The organism is Pseudomonas sp. No.117 (assembly GCF_054558395.1).
This window is the reverse complement of sequence record NZ_BAAJNP010000002.1, coordinates 76,502-90,342: the sequence shown is the minus strand read 5'-3', so window position 1 is coordinate 90,342 and position 13,841 is coordinate 76,502. Positions and strand designations below refer to the sequence as shown.

Here is a 13,841-nt window from a genome sequence, read left to right as displayed (position 1 = left end):
TCGCGGCCATGACCGCGATAAACCGTGGGTTGGGTTGAGACGGCTCCATCGTCGAAGCCCAACAGTGCCGGCCCCGAGGCGATGTTGGACTTCGCTGCGCTCAATCCAACCTACGGGTGCCCGTAGGAGCGGCCGCACCGGCGGACCGCCATGGCCGCGATCAGCGAACCCAAAGACCGGCTTCAGGTCCGCCTACCTGCAACCAGGGACCGCCCGGGTGTCGAGATAGGTTGCGGTTGAGCGCAGCGAAGCCCAACGGCCCCGCTGCTTTCTTTGGCGTGTCAGTCCAGGTCCGCCGCCGAATGCCGCTCGGCCAACTGTTCGCCCGGCTCACCCCAGGTGCGATTGACCCGGCGTCCGCGCTGCACCGCCGGCCGCGCGGCGATGGCCTTGGCCCAGCGCTGCACGTGCGAGTAGTCCTGCACCGAGAGGAACTCTGCGGCGTTGTAGAGCTGGCCCAGCACCAGGTTGCCGTACCAGCTCCAGATGGCGATGTCGGCGATGCCGTATTCCTCGCCCGCCACATAGGGACGCTCGGTCAGCAGGCGGTCGAGCACATCGAGCTGGCGCTTGGTTTCCATGGCGTAGCGATTGATGGGGTATTCGAGCTTTTCCGGCGCATAGGCATAGAAATGGCCGAAGCCGCCGCCGACGAAGGGTGCCGAGCCCATCTGCCAGAACAGCCAGTTCAGCGTCTCGGTACGACCGGCATGATCCTTGGGGATGAAGGCGCCGAAGCTGTCGGCGAGATAGAGCAGGATGGCGCCCGACTCGAACACCCGCAACGGCTCGGCGCCCCGGCGATCCACCAGGGCGGGGATCTTGGAGTTCGGGTTGATCTCGACGAAGCCGCTGGAGAATTGCTCGCCCTCGCCGATGCGAATCAGCCAGGCATCGTATTCGGCCTCCCGGTGCCCGAGGGCCAGCAGCTCCTCCAGCAGGATGGTGACCTTCATACCGTTGGGCGTCCCCAGGGAATAGAGCTGGAAGGGATGCTCGCCGACCGGCAGCGCCTGGTCGTGGGTGGGGCCGGCGACGGGCCGGTTGATGCTGGCGAAGTTACCGCCGGAGGTGGTGGGCGTCCAGACGCGTGGGGGAGTGTAGGAGTCGGTCATGGTGTCACGTTCCTCGTTCGGCAAGGGTTGGTAGTTCGATCATAACCGAACTTTGCCATCGGACTATCGAACGGCGCTCATGCCGAGGACAAACGGGAAACCCTGGCAGCGTGGCCTCGGCTCGCTGAGCGCTCAGGACGCCTTCGTCAGCGAGCTGAAGGTCCGGCGATCGATCAGGCGTTCTGCTCGGTCAGCCGCTGGGCCGTCAGGGTGCGGTACTGGCGCGGGGTCATGCCCTTGAGCTGATGGAAGCGCCGATTGAAGTTGGAGATGTTGTTGAAGCCGGCCTCGAAGCAGATGTCGGTCACCGGTCGGCGGCTGTGGGACAGCAGCTCGCAAGCCTTGCTGATGCGCAGGCTGTTGACGAACTCGACGAAGGTCCGCCCAGTGGCCTGGCGGAAGAAGCGCGAAAAATAGGTGGGCGTCATCCCCAGGTGTTCGGCCACCTCCTCCTGGGTGAGGTCGCGCTGGTAATGATCGAAGATGAAGTTCACGGTCCGGTTGGTCCGGTCCACGGCCTGCTCGCTGGCGGTACCCGGCTCCACCGCTCCGGATAGCAGCTGGTAACGCTCCGAGGTGGCCAGGGCCTCCATGAGCACCAGGAAATGGCCGAGGCGCGTGGCACCCCCGCTTTCGGAAATGTGCTGCAGCAGCTGCTCGGCCCGCACGATCAGCTGGGGGTCGTGGAATTCGATGCCATAGCGGGCCCGGTCCAGCAGGGGCGCGAGTCCACTGAGCTCGGGGAATACCGCGGTGGCGTTATCGACCGTCTCATCGGTGAAGTTGACCAGCATGTCGCGCTTGGCCACCACCTCGCCTTCGGCGATGCGGCTGATCCAGTTGTGCGGCAGGTGCGGCCCGGTCAGGAACAGACTGCCCGGGTAGAAGTTGCCGATGTAGTCGCCGATGAAGGCGGTGCCCGAGCTGGCCACGATCAGGTGCAGCTCGTACTCCTTGTGGAAATGCCAGCGCACCAGCGGGCAGGGGAAGCCGTGCTCCCGGTAGATCACCGAGTGCCCACTGAGGTCCTCCATCAACTCGTAGGAGGGATTGTTCTTGCGCAAGGCTTGACTCATGGACCGCCCCGTCGTTGTTCTTGGTCTTGATCCTGGCCCTGTTGGACGTCCTGCGCAACCCTGGGTTCAGCCCGCCCGCAGGATCACCGCCGCGCGCAGTTTGCCGCGGCCGAAACGGCTCATCTTGTCGAATTCGGCATGGGACACCGGGATGTGCTGGCAGTCCAGTTCCCGGCGATGCTGGCTGTGGTCCACGTCGGGGTCGTGCAGGTAGACGAAATCCTCGTCGCAGTCGGTGACCAGCACCCAGTGCGGGCCCTTGGCCTTGGTCAGGCGGAAGGAGCTGATCAGCACCAGCGGAAAGGCTCCTTCGGCGACCCAGGCCGCCACGTCCAGCCGGGTGCGGTAGAGGCGCTCGATCGGCAGTTGCTTGATCTCGGCACTGAAATCCTCGTGCACCAGGCGCATGACCTCCTTCTTCTCCTCGCTGCGCACCCCATCGAGGAACAGCGGGCCGCGGGTATTCACCTGCAGCGTCACCTGGAAGCCCCGCCGCTGGGCGGCCAGGGCCAGGCCGTGGGGCCCGCAGCCGCCGTGCCCGGCGGTCATGTAGATGGTGGTGGCCTCCCGCCACAGGCGCAATTCCTCGCGCCGCTCCAGGGCGCGTCCGGGCTGCAGCGCGCCCATGGCCATCAGCAGGGAGGCCGGGCCGCAGGTGAAGTCGGTGGTCTGGCGATAGAAGGGCACCGGACGCGCCTGGCCCTCGCGCGGCTGGCGAATGCGTTTCTCGAAGCGCAACGCCTGGCTATGGTCCTCGTAGTAGTCCTCCACCGTGGCGAAGGGCAGATAGCCGTTGCGCTCGTAGAGCGCGATGGCTGCCGCGTTGTCCGGCCGTACCTCCAGCCGCAGATAGGCGCAGTCGCGTTCCACCGCCTCGGCTTCGGCGGCGTCCAGCAGGCGCTGGCCCAGGCGATGGCCACGGGCGGCGGGGTCGACGGCGATGGAGTAGAGGCGGGCGAGGGAGGTGTTCTGGTGGAACAGCACCAGGGCATAGCCGGCCACCTGGGTACCGTTTTCGGCGAGGATCAGCACCGCATTCGCCCGGGTGAGCATCCAGTGGAAATTGCGCCGGGAAAGGCGGTCATAGCTGAAGCAGCGGGCTTCCAGATCGACCAGTGCCGCCAGATCGTCCAGCCCGGCGGGCCTGAGCATGAAACTCATCGCGAAGGATTCTCCTGGAGCGGGGCGGGCAGCCTGCCATGGTTAAGCAACGGTTAATAGCGCCCGCGGTACAACATTTGGAGTGGTCCGGCGGCATTCAGGTTTCCGTCGGGACCGCGCCCCGCACCGAGGAGGTCCAGTGAGCAAGCTGTATATCGTCGTGGAACGCAAGGAAGACTGGTCGTCCTACTATCCCAGCGAAGACGTCATCACCGCCCAGGAATACCTGGAGCAATCCAATGAGCAGGACAACGGCAAGCGGGTCCAGGTCATCAACCTCTGCCGCAGCCAGAAGTACCTCGGCCACGGCTATTACTGCTCGCTGCTCGCCGAGGCCCGCGGGCACAAGGTCATCCCGTCGGTCCGCACCATCAGCGAACTGGCGCGCAAGTCCCTCTATGGCCTGGCGCTGGAAGACCTCGACAAGCTGCTGACCAAGGCGCTGGCCGGTCATCCCTATGGCAGCGCCGACGGCTTCACCCTCACGCTGTACTTCGGCAACACCGACATCGAGCCGCTCCAGGACCTGGCGCGCCAAGTGTTCGAAGCCTTCCCCTGTCCGCTGCTGCTGGTGGAGTTCCGTCGAGACCGTGCCGGCTGGCACATCGGCGGGCTCAAGCTGGGCAGCATCCACAAGCTGCACGAACAGCAGGAAGACCTCTTCGCCAACGCCTTGGACGGCTTCAGCCGGCGCGTCTGGCTCAAGCCCGGGCGGCGCGAGAAGTACCGCTTCGACCTGGCCATCCTGCACGACCCCAAGGAAGCCTTTCCGCCTTCAGATGCCAAGGCGCTGAAGAACTTCGTGCGGGTCGGCAAGCACCTGGGGCTCGACGTCGAGCTGATCGAGAAGAAGGACTATGCGCGGTTGGGGGAATTCGACGCCCTGTTCATCCGCGAGACCACCGCCATCGACCATCACACCTATCGCTTCGCCAAGAAGGCCGAAAGCGAAGGCCTGGTGGTGATGGACGATCCGCGCTCCATCCTCAGGTGCACCAACAAGGTCTACCTGGCCGACCTGCTGCGCGCCCACAAGCTGGACATGCCGGCCACCGAGATCCTCTACAAGGACAACCCCGCCCAGCTCGAGGGGATCGGCGAGCGCCTGGGCTTTCCGCTGGTGCTGAAGATCCCCGATGGCTCCTTTTCCCGCGGCGTGATCAAGGTCGAGGACCAGGAACAGCTGCGCAAGGCCAGCGCCGAGCTGTTCGAGCGGTCGGTGCTGCTGCTGGCCCAGGAATTCTTCTACACCGAATACGACTGGCGCATCGGCGTGCTCAACCAGGAACCGATCTTCGCCTGCCAGTACTTCATGTCCAAGGGCCACTGGCAGATCTACGACCACAGCGCCAGTGCCACCGAGGTCAGCGGCGATTTCCGCACCCTGGCGGTCCAGGACGCGCCCCACGCCGTGGTGGAGCTGGCGGTGCGCACCGCCAATTTGATTGGCGACGGCCTCTATGGGGTGGATCTGAAGCAGGCGGGGGACAAGCTGGCGGTGATCGAGGTGAACGACAACCCCAACATCGACTGCGGCGTGGAAGACGTGGTGCTCAAGGACGATCTCTACGCCCTGGTACTGGAGGAGTTCATCCGGCGGCTGGAGTCGCAGCGCGGCGGACAGCCCTGGTAAGGCGCCAGGTCCGCGGAGCGTGGATTGGGCTGAAACGGCTTTATCGTCGAAGCCCAACATGAGAGCTCAGCGTCGTACCGTTGGGCTTCGCTGCGCTCAGCCCAACCTACGAGTGCCAGCCCCTGCGTAGGTTGGGCTGAGACAGCTCCGCCGCCGAAGCCCAACAGGAGGCGCTACACGTTGGTACCGTTGGGCTTCGCTGCGCTCAGCCCAACCTACGGGTGCCAGCCCTTAGCGTAGGTTGGGTTGAGACAGCTCCACCGTCGAAGCCCAACAGGAGGCGCTACACCTCGGCACCGTTGGGTTTCGCTGCGCGTTGCCCAACCTACGGGTGCCAGCCCTAGGCGTAGGTTGGGTTGAGATGGCTCTATCGTCGAAGCCCAACATCAGGCGCTCGACCTTGGCACCGTCAGGCTCCGCTTTCGCTCGGCCCAACTTACCCAGCTACCCTCAGGCGCCGTGGCACTTCTTGAATTTCTTCGCGCTGCCGCAGGGGCAGGGATCGTTGCGGCCGACTTCCTTCAGCGGATTGCGCACCGGCTCCTGGGCATGGCCGTGGTTGCAGTGCGGACCGTGGACGTGATGCGCATGACCATGGTCGTGATCATGATCGTGGTTGCAATCGGGTCCGTGGACGTGTTGGTTCATCTCATAACTCCGGGATGTAGGCGCCAGGCACGAACTGCCCCTGGCGAGAAAAATGTACATTGCGACCGAACAGCCAGCCGGTCTTCACCCGACCGCGCAGGCGGTAGCTGATCGGCTGGTCGGGGTCCTCCAGCATGCGGCCCACGTCCTTCACGTAGCGCCACAGGTTGGTCTGCACCGGTACGGAAAAGCTGCGCTGACCATTGGCCGGCACCGATGAATGCAGGTTGGCGACGCCCTGGGACAGCAACAGATCGTTCAGGTAGACCGTATAGGCCAGGCTGCGGACGGGCAGGGTGCTGTCGTTGGGATTCTGGACCCGGAAGTGCAGCACGAAGTCCTGGCTCCACAGCCGCGCGCGGATCAGCTCCACGCCCGTCAGCTCCACCTGGGGCTCGTCGTAGTTGCGCCCGATGTAGGTACAACCACCGAGGCTGCTCAGCAGGACGCCGAGCAGGGTGATGAACAAGGCCTGGCGAAGCATGCGGCACTCCCGTTTTCTGCGCAGTTTAACAAGCACCGATTGCTGCACAAGTCGGGGCCGCTTCGGCACAGGCTAACAAAAAAACGTCGGCTCCAGGCGACCGTGCGGGCTGGACCGTCCCGGCGCGACGTTGCATCCTGCATCCCTTGCCGTGACCGAGGAGGTCGTCATGTCCGCCGTGCTCTATGAAATCGCCTTCCAGGGCGAGCTGGTCGCTGGCGCCGAGGCGCAACAGACCCGACAGAATCTGATGCGACTGTTTCAGGCGGATGAACAGCGCATCGCGGTGCTCTTCTCCGGTCGGCGCATGATCATCAAGAATCGCCTGGATGCCGCCACGGCCGAGCGCTACCGCGCCACCCTGGCCCAGGCCGGAGCCCTGGTCGAGATCGTGCCCATGACCGAGACGGTCGAGCCGGCCGTGGTGTCCGCGCCTGCCTCCGGCGGGCATGGGGCGCTGAGCGTCGCGCCCCGGGATGCGGTGATGGCCGCCTTCGTCGATGTCCAGGCGCCGGATTTCGGTCTGGCCCCGGTGGGCGCCGATCTCCAGGATCGCGCCGCGCCCGCGGCGGCGCCCCAGGTCGATCTTTCGCACCTGAGCCTGGCGCCGGTGGGCAGCGACCTCGGGCCGGCCTCGGCGGCGCTGCCCGTCGCCGTGCCGGATACGGATCATCTGACGCTGGTCAGGGACTAGCGGCCGGAGCTAGAGATAGTCGGCGCAGCACTTCTTGAACTTGGCGCCGCTGCCGCACAGGCAGGCGTCGTTGCGGCCCGGCAGGGGCCGGACGGTGGGGTCGAGGAAGTACCAGCGCCCCTCGTGCTGGACGAAGCCCGAACGCTCTTCGTGACGATGGGCGCCGCGGCCATCTTCCCAGCGGGCCACGAAACTGACCCGGGCGTGGGCGGGATCGCCGGGGGCCGGGCTGTGCTCCAGCACCTGCAGGCCCTGCCAGCGGCTGCCCAGGCTCCAGGCCGCCAATGCTTCCTTGTCCAATCGCGCCTGCTGCGCCGGTGCCGTGGTAGCCACCAGGTAGTCGATCAGACCCAGCACATAGGCGCTGTAGCGCGACCGCATCAGCCGTTCGGCGTCGGGCGCCGGAAGACCCTCGTGGAACGGACCGCAACAGTCGCCGAGCGGGCGGTCCGCGCCACAGGGGCAGGGGGCCATGGATTGCATCTCACCACCAGTACTTGCCGAAATTCTGCGGATTGGCCCAGAACTTGGCGTTGAGCCAGTCCGGGACCTGCTTGTAGTCGTGCAGATCATAGCTGAACAGGGTGACCACCTGGCCGTCGCGGGCGAAGCGCTCGCTGGCTTGCAGGGCCAGGGCGTAGAAATCTGTCAGCTGCCATTCGCTGGCGGCCAGGTCCACCAGCACGGCCAGGCGCGAGGTGTTGAGGTTGCGCAGGCCGCCGAGCAATTCGCGGCCCTGGCGCAGCGGCAGATGCTCGAGGCAGTCAGCGACGATCACCAGGTCATAGCGCTCGGCCAGTAGCGCCGGATCTTTGATGGGCACCGAGGCCTCTACCAGCTGACAGTGGGGATGGGCCTCGACATAGGCCTGGAGGGCGGGCAGGGGTTCACGCGCCACGCAGAGCAGGCGAACCGGCCGCTGGTGCTCGAGCAGGCTTGCCAGAGCCTGTTGCGGGGTACGGGACGAGAATATGTTTGCCATTAAGGGAACCCTAATCAAATCGCGATTGACTAAGCAACCAGCGTTGTCAAGATGTGTACGCCACCATTAGTCTGACAGCGCAATAGAACGAAAGACGAGCCTAACTCGCGGCACCTGGTCTATAGGAGACCCTTCATGAGCAAGAGCATCGCAAGGACAGCTTTACCCCTCATCCTGGCAAGCAGCGTGCTGGCCGGCTGTGCGGGCGGCGTACAGAAATCCGATTGGCCGGTGTGCGCTGCGGTCGGCGCCCTGGTCGGCGGCGCGGCTGGTGCCACTCAGAGCGGTAACGTCGCGGGCATGGCGGCACTGGGCATAGGTACCACCGCCGGCGCCTATTGCTGGGTGCATGGCAAGGGCAACGAGCAGGTGGCTCGCATGGAGCCCGCTCCGGCCCCGGCTCCGGCGCCCGCACCGGCTCCCGCGCCGGCGCCGCTGCCGAAGCAGGAAGTGATCACCGCGCGTGACCTGCACTTCGCCTTCGACTCCTCCGCGGTCAGCCCGCAAGACCGTGCTCAGCTCGATGGCATAGCCGGTCGTCTGCGTGGCGAGGCCGCCAGCACCCGTCTGTCGATCACCGGCCACACCGACAGCAAGGGCACCGACGCCTACAACCAGCGTCTGTCCGAGCGCCGCGCCAAGTCGGTCGCCAACTACCTGATCCAGGCCGGTGTCCCCGCCGCCAGCATCGTCTCGGTAGAAGGCATGGGCGAGCGCAAGCCGATCGCCACCAACGAGACCGCGGAAGGCCGGGCCACCAACCGCCGCGTCGAAATCCAGATCGACCGCGAGTGATGCATCGGCGGCGGACCCGGGTCCGCCGCCTTTACTTTTTCCGGCTACAGGCGTTATGGTCCGGTCCATCTCGTTCTCCTGCTGGAATTCATGAAAACCCTGTCCCTCACCGGCAAAGTCCTGCTCCTGCTGTTCTGGCTCGCCGCGGCCGCCACCCTCGCTCTGCCTCTCGCTCGTCCCTTTCCCGAATTGCTCGCCCTGGTTGCCCTCGCCCTGCTGCTGTTGCACCTGGGTGAAGTCTTCGCCAGTCGCCGCGCCCTGCGCCTGCGTCGCCATCCCTGGCTCGACCGCCTGGGCCTGCTGATCTTCGGTGCCTTTCATCGCCTGCCGCCGCAGCTGCCTGGTGCCTGAGCGCCCTGCGACCTCAACGTCGGGCGCATCCTGACGACAGGCGCGTTATCATAGCGCCCAAGATCCATTACTGTAGATGCATACAGCTCCCGTCCACCGGATGCGGCGCTGCTTCGTCATCGCCCGGAACCAGGCATGCTCAGCACCGAACTCAAGACCCAGATCCAGGGCGCCTACACGCGTTTCCTCGAAGCCAAGTCGCTCAAGCCGCGCTATGGCCAGCGGCTGATGATCGCGGAGACGGCCAAGGGGCTGGGCGCCATCGCCCAGGACGAGGAAGGCCATCGCGAGGGAGATCCGGCGGTGGTGGCGGTGGAGGCGGGTACCGGGACCGGCAAGACCGTGGCCTATGCCCTGGCCGCCATTCCCGCCGCCAAGGCCGCCGGCAAGCGCCTGGTGATCGCCACCGCCACCGTGGCGCTGCAAGAGCAGATCGTGCACAAGGACCTGCCGGACATCCTGCGCAACAGCGGCCTGTCCTTCAGCTTCGCCCTGGCCAAGGGGCGTGGTCGCTATATGTGCCTGTCCAAACTGGACATGCTGCTTCAGGAAGGCCAGGCGCAGAACGCCACTGCCCAGCTGTTCGCCGAGGATGGCTTCAAGATCGACATCGATGAGGCATCCAACGAACTGTTCGGCAAGATGATCGAACGCCTGGCCGGCAATCGCTGGGATGGCGACCGCGACAGCTGGCCGGAAGCCATCGAGGACGTCCAGTGGTCGCGCATCACCACCGACCATAGCCAGTGCACCAACCGCCACTGCCCCAACTTCCAGCAGTGCGCCTTCTACCGGGCGCGCGAAGGCATGACCAAGGTCGACGTCATCGTCACCAACCATGACCTGGTGCTGGCGGACCTGGCCCTGGGTGGCGGTGCCATCCTGCCCGATCCGCGCGACACCCTTTATGTGTTCGACGAGGGCCACCACCTGCCGGACAAGGCCATCGGCCACTTCGCCCATTTCACCCGGTTGAGATCCACCGCCGACTGGCTGGAGCAGATCGCCAAGAACCTGGCCAAGCTGCTCGCCCAGCATCCGCTGCCGGGCGATCTCGGCCGGCTGGTGGAGCAGGTGCCGGAGCTGGCGCGGGAGATCAGGACCCAGCAGCAGTTCATGTTCACCGCCTGCGAGGCGCTGGCCGATTTCCGGGCTGGCGAGGATATGGAGGGCCGCGAGCGGCCGCGGCATCGTTTCGTCGGCGGAGTGATCCCCGAAGACCTGCGCGAGATGGGCATCGAGCTGAAGAAGGGCTTCGCCAAGCTCACCGATCTCTTTACCCGCCTGACCGAGATGCTCAAGCAGGCCATGGACGGCGAGGCCAGCATCGGCCTCGCCAGCTACCAGGCCGAGGAGTGGTATCCGCTGTTCGGCAGCCTGCTGGCCCGGGCCCAGGGCAACTGGGAGCTGTGGACGGCCTTCACCTGCGAAGACCCGGAAGACAGCCCGCCCATGGCGCGCTGGATGACCCTCGCCGAATCCGGCTCGCTATACGACATCGAGGTCAACGCCAGCCCCATCCTGGCCGCCGACATGCTGCGGCGCCACCTGTGGAACGTCGCCTACGGCGCCCTGGTGACCTCGGCGACCCTGACCGCCCTGGGTACCTTCGACCGCTTCCGCATGAGATCCGGCCTGCCACGCTCGGCGGCTACCGCCATCGTGCCCAGTCCCTTCCGCCATGCCGAGGCGGGGGTGCTGCGGGTACCCGACCTCAAGGCCGATCCCCGCAACGCCGCCGAGCACACCGCGGCCATCGTCCGCGAGCTGCCGGCCATGCTCGAAGGCGCGCGGGGGAGCCTGGTGCTGTTCTCGTCCCGACGGCAGATGCAGGACGTCTTCGACGGCCTGGAGCGCGACTGGCGCAAGCGGGTGCTGATCCAGGGCAATCTCTCCAAGCAGGAGACGCTGAACAAGCACAAGAAGCGCGTCGACGACGGCGAGGCCAGCGTGCTGTTCGGCCTGGCCAGCTTCGCCGAGGGGGTCGACCTCCCGGGCCCCTATTGCGAGCACGTGGTCATCGCCAAGATCCCCTTCGCCGTGCCGGACGATCCGGTGGAAGCCGCCCTGGCCGAATGGATCGAGGCGCGCGGTGGCAATCCCTTCATGGAGATCGCCGTACCCGATGCCTCGCTGCGCCTGATCCAGGCCTGCGGCCGGCTGCTGCGCACCGAGCAGGACAGCGGCACCATCTCGCTGCTCGACCGCCGCCTGGTCACCCAGCGCTATGGCAAGGCCATCCTCAATGCCCTGCCGCCGTTTCGGCGGGAGATTCAGTAATTCGCGGCCATGGTGGTCTGCCGAGCCGGCCTCTCCTACGGATGCGGCACGACAACTGATCATGGTCATGCTGAGGATGGAGATGAGCGCCCGCGCGGACAGCCCCCTCTCCCTTGGGGAGAGGGGGCCCCTCGCAACGAAGCCCCCGGTGGAAAAGGCTGCGCCGTTTTCCACGCTACGGCGCTGCTGCTACGTATGATCAACTGACTTATCGCGGCCATGGGCCGCTCCTACAGGTAACCCTGAGCGGAGGAGCGGCCGCGTCGGCGAACCGCCATGGCCGTGATGTTCGACACATTTTTAGGAATAAGCCCCCATGACCGTCCTCGGCTATCACGACCTGAGATTTGAATCCGTCCGCGAAGCCTTCGCCGAGCTGCTGACCGCCGGCCAGACCCGCGGTGCGGCGCTGTGCGTCCAGGTCGGCGGTGAAACGGTGCTGGATCTCTGGGGCGGTATGGCCGACAAGGACGGCCAGACGCCCTGGCACACCGATACCCTGCTCAATCTGTTCTCCTGCACCAAGGCTTTCACCAGCGTGGCGGCGCTGCAGCTGGTGGAGGAGGGCAAGCTGGCGCTCGATGCGCCGGTAGCCGAGCGCTGGCCGGAATTCGCCGCGGCTGGCAAGGCCGAGATCACCCTGCGCCAGTTGCTCAGCCACCGCTCCGGCGTGTCCGCGCTGCGCGAACGCCTGCCGGGCGATGCCCTCTACGACTGGTCGCAGATGACCGCCGCCGTGGCCGCCGAGGCGCCCTGGTGGACGCCCGGCACCGCCCATGGCTATGCCCCCATCACCTTCGGCTGGCTGCTCGGCGAGCTGATCCGGCGCGCCGACGACCGCGGCCCAGGCGAAGCCATCGTGGCGCGCACCGCCGGCCGGCTCGGGCTGGACTTCCACATCGGCCTGCCGGAGAGCGAGGACGAACGCGTGGCCCATATCGTCCGTGGCAAGGGCGTATTGGGCGATGCCGCGGCCCAGCGCCTGCTGAAAACCACCATGAGCGATCCTGCCGCCTTGCCGACCCTGGCCTTCGGCAATCCGTCCGGGGTGCTCACCAGCACCAACAAGGCAGAGTGGCGGCGTTTCCAGCAACCGGCGGCCAACGGCCATGGCCATGCGCGCAGCCTGGCCGGCTTCTATGCGGGTCTGCTGGCGGGCGATCTGCTGGAATGGGAGACCCTGAGCGAAGCCCTGCGCGAGCACAGCCAGGGCGAGGATCGTACCCTGCTGACCCCGACCCGCTTCGGCCTGGGTTTCATGCTGGATCAGCCGGAACAGGCCAATGCCACCTACGGCCTCGGCCCCCAGGCCTTCGGTCATCCAGGGGCGGGCGGCTCGACCGGCTTCGCCGATCCGGAGCGCGAAGTGGCCTTCGGCTTCGTCACCAACACCCTGGGGCCCTATGTCCTGATGGACCCGCGCGCCCAGGCCCTGGCCCGGGCGGTAGGGGAGTGCCTATAGGGCGCCGTCCCGGCAGACCCTTGGGTATTTGTCTCGTCTGGCGTGGGTGTGCTTAGCTAGGGCGCAGTCATGGATAAGGTAGGTTGGACTGGCTCGGTCGACCTATCCCCGCACAGGAGTCCCCATGTCATCCTCTCCACCGTCGCGCGGCACCATAGCCACCGAGCTGGTGCGCGAGGCCCTGGCTGCCTTCGTCAGCATCGAACGCCCGGCGGAGGCGCTGCTGGTCGAGCTGGGGCTGGAGCCTGGCTGCCTGGCCGAGTCGCGGGTGCCGGTGGCGCTCTATGGACGGCTCTGGCGCCGCCTGGCATTGCGCTTCGACGACGAATTCTTCGGCATGGACCCCCGCCGCCTGCGCTCCGGCAGCTTCGCCTTTCTCTGCCGGTTGTGCCTCACCCAGACTCGCCTGGGCGATGCCCTGGAATTGGCCCTGGGTTTCCTCAACCTCGGCTTCGAGCGCCTGGAGGCGCAACTGGTCCAGCAGCGCAGCCTGGCGTCGATCCTGCTGCGGGACCTGGAAGGGCAAGCGCCGCGGGCCTTCACCTGCTTCAGCTACTGGCTGATCGTGCACGGCGTCGCCTGCTGGCTGATCGGCCGACGCATTCCCTTGCTGGCGGCGGAGCTGCAGTGCGCCGAGCCGGACTTCACCGACGACTACCGGGTGCTGTTTTCCGATAACCTCAGGTTCTTTCAGCCCCAGAGCCGGCTGATCTTCGCCGCCGAGGTGCTGGCTGCGCCGGTGCGGCGCAGCCAGGCGGACCTGACGCGTTTTCTCGCCGGGGCGCCGAACAACATCCTGCAACGCTATCGCGATGCCGAGAGCCTGGCCGAGCGTCTCAAGGCCCGCCTGCGCGCCTTGCCCGGCGAACGTTGGCCGACCAGTGAAGCCATGGCGCAGGTGCTGTACCTGTCTCCGGCGACGCTACGCCGCCGGCTGGCGGAGCAGGGGCAGTCCTACCAGGCGCTCAAGGACAGCGTGCGTCGCGAGCGCGCCATCGCCTGGCTGGCCGATCGCCAGCTCAGCCTGGAAGACATTGCCATAGCCCTGGGCTTTTCCGACGTCCGCGCCTTCTACAAGGGCTTTCGCAAATGGACCGGGACCAATCCCGGCCACTACCGCCAGCTGATCCTCGCCGGTGACGCGCCGGCCTGACTGTCCA

Annotated in this window: 14 protein-coding genes; 7 read left to right on the top strand and 7 right to left on the bottom strand. The window is 66.3% G+C overall.

The window, feature by feature from the left end; all coding sequences use genetic code 11:
• Positions 1–281 precede the first annotated feature (281 nt).
• From yghU to ACYJP6_RS03920, 3 genes are all read right to left on the bottom strand, one after another.
• Positions 282–1,115, bottom strand: a complete 834-nt coding sequence (gene yghU, locus ACYJP6_RS03930; RefSeq protein WP_459473567.1) for a glutathione-dependent disulfide-bond oxidoreductase — start codon at positions 1,113–1,115, stop codon at positions 282–284.
• 173 nt (positions 1,116–1,288) lie between these two features.
• A complete protein-coding gene (locus tag ACYJP6_RS03925) occupies positions 1,289–2,191 on the bottom strand; it encodes a helix-turn-helix domain-containing protein (RefSeq protein ID WP_459473565.1) in 903 nt (300 codons plus the stop codon).
• Positions 2,192–2,257: 66 nt separating this feature from the next.
• Complete coding sequence (locus tag ACYJP6_RS03920) at positions 2,258–3,352, bottom strand: GNAT family N-acetyltransferase/peptidase C39 family protein (RefSeq protein ID WP_459473563.1); 1,095 nt, start codon at positions 3,350–3,352, stop codon at positions 2,258–2,260.
• A 139-nt stretch (positions 3,353–3,491) separates the two neighbouring features.
• On the opposite strand from ACYJP6_RS03920, the gene ACYJP6_RS03915 reads away from it, so the two are divergent.
• A complete protein-coding gene (locus ACYJP6_RS03915; protein ID WP_459473561.1) occupies positions 3,492–4,985 on the top strand; it encodes a RimK family protein in 1,494 nt (497 codons plus the stop codon).
• A 450-nt stretch (positions 4,986–5,435) separates the two neighbouring features.
• Here the strand turns inward: ACYJP6_RS03915 and ACYJP6_RS03910 are convergent, their stop codons facing one another.
• Together ACYJP6_RS03910 and ACYJP6_RS03905 are read right to left on the bottom strand one after the other, a co-directional pair.
• Positions 5,436–5,633 (bottom strand): SEC-C metal-binding domain-containing protein, encoded by a 198-nt coding sequence (locus ACYJP6_RS03910; RefSeq protein WP_459473559.1) that lies wholly within the window; start codon positions 5,631–5,633, stop codon positions 5,436–5,438.
• A gap of 1 nt (position 5,634) precedes the next feature.
• Positions 5,635–6,117, bottom strand: a complete 483-nt coding sequence (locus ACYJP6_RS03905; RefSeq protein WP_459473558.1) for an LEA/WHy family protein — start codon at positions 6,115–6,117, stop codon at positions 5,635–5,637.
• Positions 6,118–6,286: 169 nt separating this feature from the next.
• On the opposite strand from ACYJP6_RS03905, the gene ACYJP6_RS03900 reads away from it, so the two are divergent.
• Entirely contained in the window at positions 6,287–6,811 is a 525-nt protein-coding gene (locus ACYJP6_RS03900) for a hypothetical protein (protein WP_459473556.1), read from the top strand.
• Between the two features lie 9 nt (positions 6,812–6,820).
• Here ACYJP6_RS03900 and ACYJP6_RS03895 read toward each other — a convergent pair whose 3' ends face one another.
• Together ACYJP6_RS03895 and ACYJP6_RS03890 are read right to left on the bottom strand one after the other, a co-directional pair.
• On the bottom strand, positions 6,821–7,294 hold the full coding sequence (locus ACYJP6_RS03895; protein ID WP_459473554.1) for a YchJ family protein: 474 nt from the start codon (positions 7,292–7,294) through the stop codon (positions 6,821–6,823).
• A gap of 1 nt (position 7,295) precedes the next feature.
• Positions 7,296–7,793, bottom strand: coding sequence for a DUF6231 family protein (locus tag ACYJP6_RS03890; protein WP_459473552.1), 498 nt, complete (start codon positions 7,791–7,793; stop codon positions 7,296–7,298).
• 135 nt (positions 7,794–7,928) lie between these two features.
• Between ACYJP6_RS03890 and ACYJP6_RS03885 the strand changes: the two genes are divergently transcribed.
• The 5 genes from ACYJP6_RS03885 (at position 7,929) to ACYJP6_RS03865 (ending at position 13,834) form a co-directional block, all read left to right on the top strand.
• Positions 7,929–8,588: an OmpA family protein gene (locus tag ACYJP6_RS03885; RefSeq protein ID WP_459473551.1), complete on the top strand. Its 660-nt coding sequence runs from the start codon at positions 7,929–7,931 to the stop codon at positions 8,586–8,588.
• Between the two features lie 90 nt (positions 8,589–8,678).
• Positions 8,679–8,939: a DUF1145 domain-containing protein gene (locus tag ACYJP6_RS03880; RefSeq protein WP_459473549.1), complete on the top strand. Its 261-nt coding sequence runs from the start codon at positions 8,679–8,681 to the stop codon at positions 8,937–8,939.
• A 135-nt stretch (positions 8,940–9,074) separates the two neighbouring features.
• The gene (gene dinG / locus ACYJP6_RS03875) at positions 9,075–11,219 is read left to right on the top strand and encodes an ATP-dependent DNA helicase DinG (RefSeq protein ID WP_459473547.1); all 2,145 of its coding nucleotides are present in this window, start codon (positions 9,075–9,077) and stop codon (positions 11,217–11,219) included.
• 316 nt (positions 11,220–11,535) lie between these two features.
• Complete coding sequence (locus ACYJP6_RS03870) at positions 11,536–12,681, top strand: serine hydrolase domain-containing protein (RefSeq protein ID WP_459473545.1); 1,146 nt, start codon at positions 11,536–11,538, stop codon at positions 12,679–12,681.
• 124 nt (positions 12,682–12,805) lie between these two features.
• A complete protein-coding gene (locus ACYJP6_RS03865; protein WP_459473544.1) occupies positions 12,806–13,834 on the top strand; it encodes an AraC family transcriptional regulator in 1,029 nt (342 codons plus the stop codon).
• Positions 13,835–13,841 lie beyond the last annotated feature (7 nt).

Excerpts from the sequence above, each read along its gene's own strand:
- yghU (WP_459473567.1), bottom strand. The coding sequence starts at position 1,115 with ATGACCGACTCCTACACTCCCCCACGCGTCTGGACGCCCACCACCTCC.
- ACYJP6_RS03925 (WP_459473565.1), bottom strand. The coding sequence starts at position 2,191 with ATGAGTCAAGCCTTGCGCAAGAACAATCCCTCCTACGAGTTGATGGAG.
- ACYJP6_RS03920 (WP_459473563.1), bottom strand. The coding sequence starts at position 3,352 with ATGAGTTTCATGCTCAGGCCCGCCGGGCTGGACGATCTGGCGGCACTG.
- ACYJP6_RS03910 (WP_459473559.1), bottom strand. The coding sequence starts at position 5,633 with ATGAACCAACACGTCCACGGACCCGATTGCAACCACGATCATGATCAC.
- ACYJP6_RS03905 (WP_459473558.1), bottom strand. The coding sequence starts at position 6,117 with ATGCTTCGCCAGGCCTTGTTCATCACCCTGCTCGGCGTCCTGCTGAGC.
- ACYJP6_RS03900 (WP_459473556.1), top strand. The coding sequence starts at position 6,287 with ATGTCCGCCGTGCTCTATGAAATCGCCTTCCAGGGCGAGCTGGTCGCT.
- ACYJP6_RS03895 (WP_459473554.1), bottom strand. The coding sequence starts at position 7,294 with ATGCAATCCATGGCCCCCTGCCCCTGTGGCGCGGACCGCCCGCTCGGC.
- ACYJP6_RS03890 (WP_459473552.1), bottom strand. The coding sequence starts at position 7,793 with ATGGCAAACATATTCTCGTCCCGTACCCCGCAACAGGCTCTGGCAAGC.
- ACYJP6_RS03885 (WP_459473551.1), top strand. The coding sequence starts at position 7,929 with ATGAGCAAGAGCATCGCAAGGACAGCTTTACCCCTCATCCTGGCAAGC.
- ACYJP6_RS03880 (WP_459473549.1), top strand. The coding sequence starts at position 8,679 with ATGAAAACCCTGTCCCTCACCGGCAAAGTCCTGCTCCTGCTGTTCTGG.
- dinG (WP_459473547.1), top strand. The coding sequence starts at position 9,075 with ATGCTCAGCACCGAACTCAAGACCCAGATCCAGGGCGCCTACACGCGT.
- ACYJP6_RS03870 (WP_459473545.1), top strand. The coding sequence starts at position 11,536 with ATGACCGTCCTCGGCTATCACGACCTGAGATTTGAATCCGTCCGCGAA.
- ACYJP6_RS03865 (WP_459473544.1), top strand. The coding sequence starts at position 12,806 with ATGTCATCCTCTCCACCGTCGCGCGGCACCATAGCCACCGAGCTGGTG.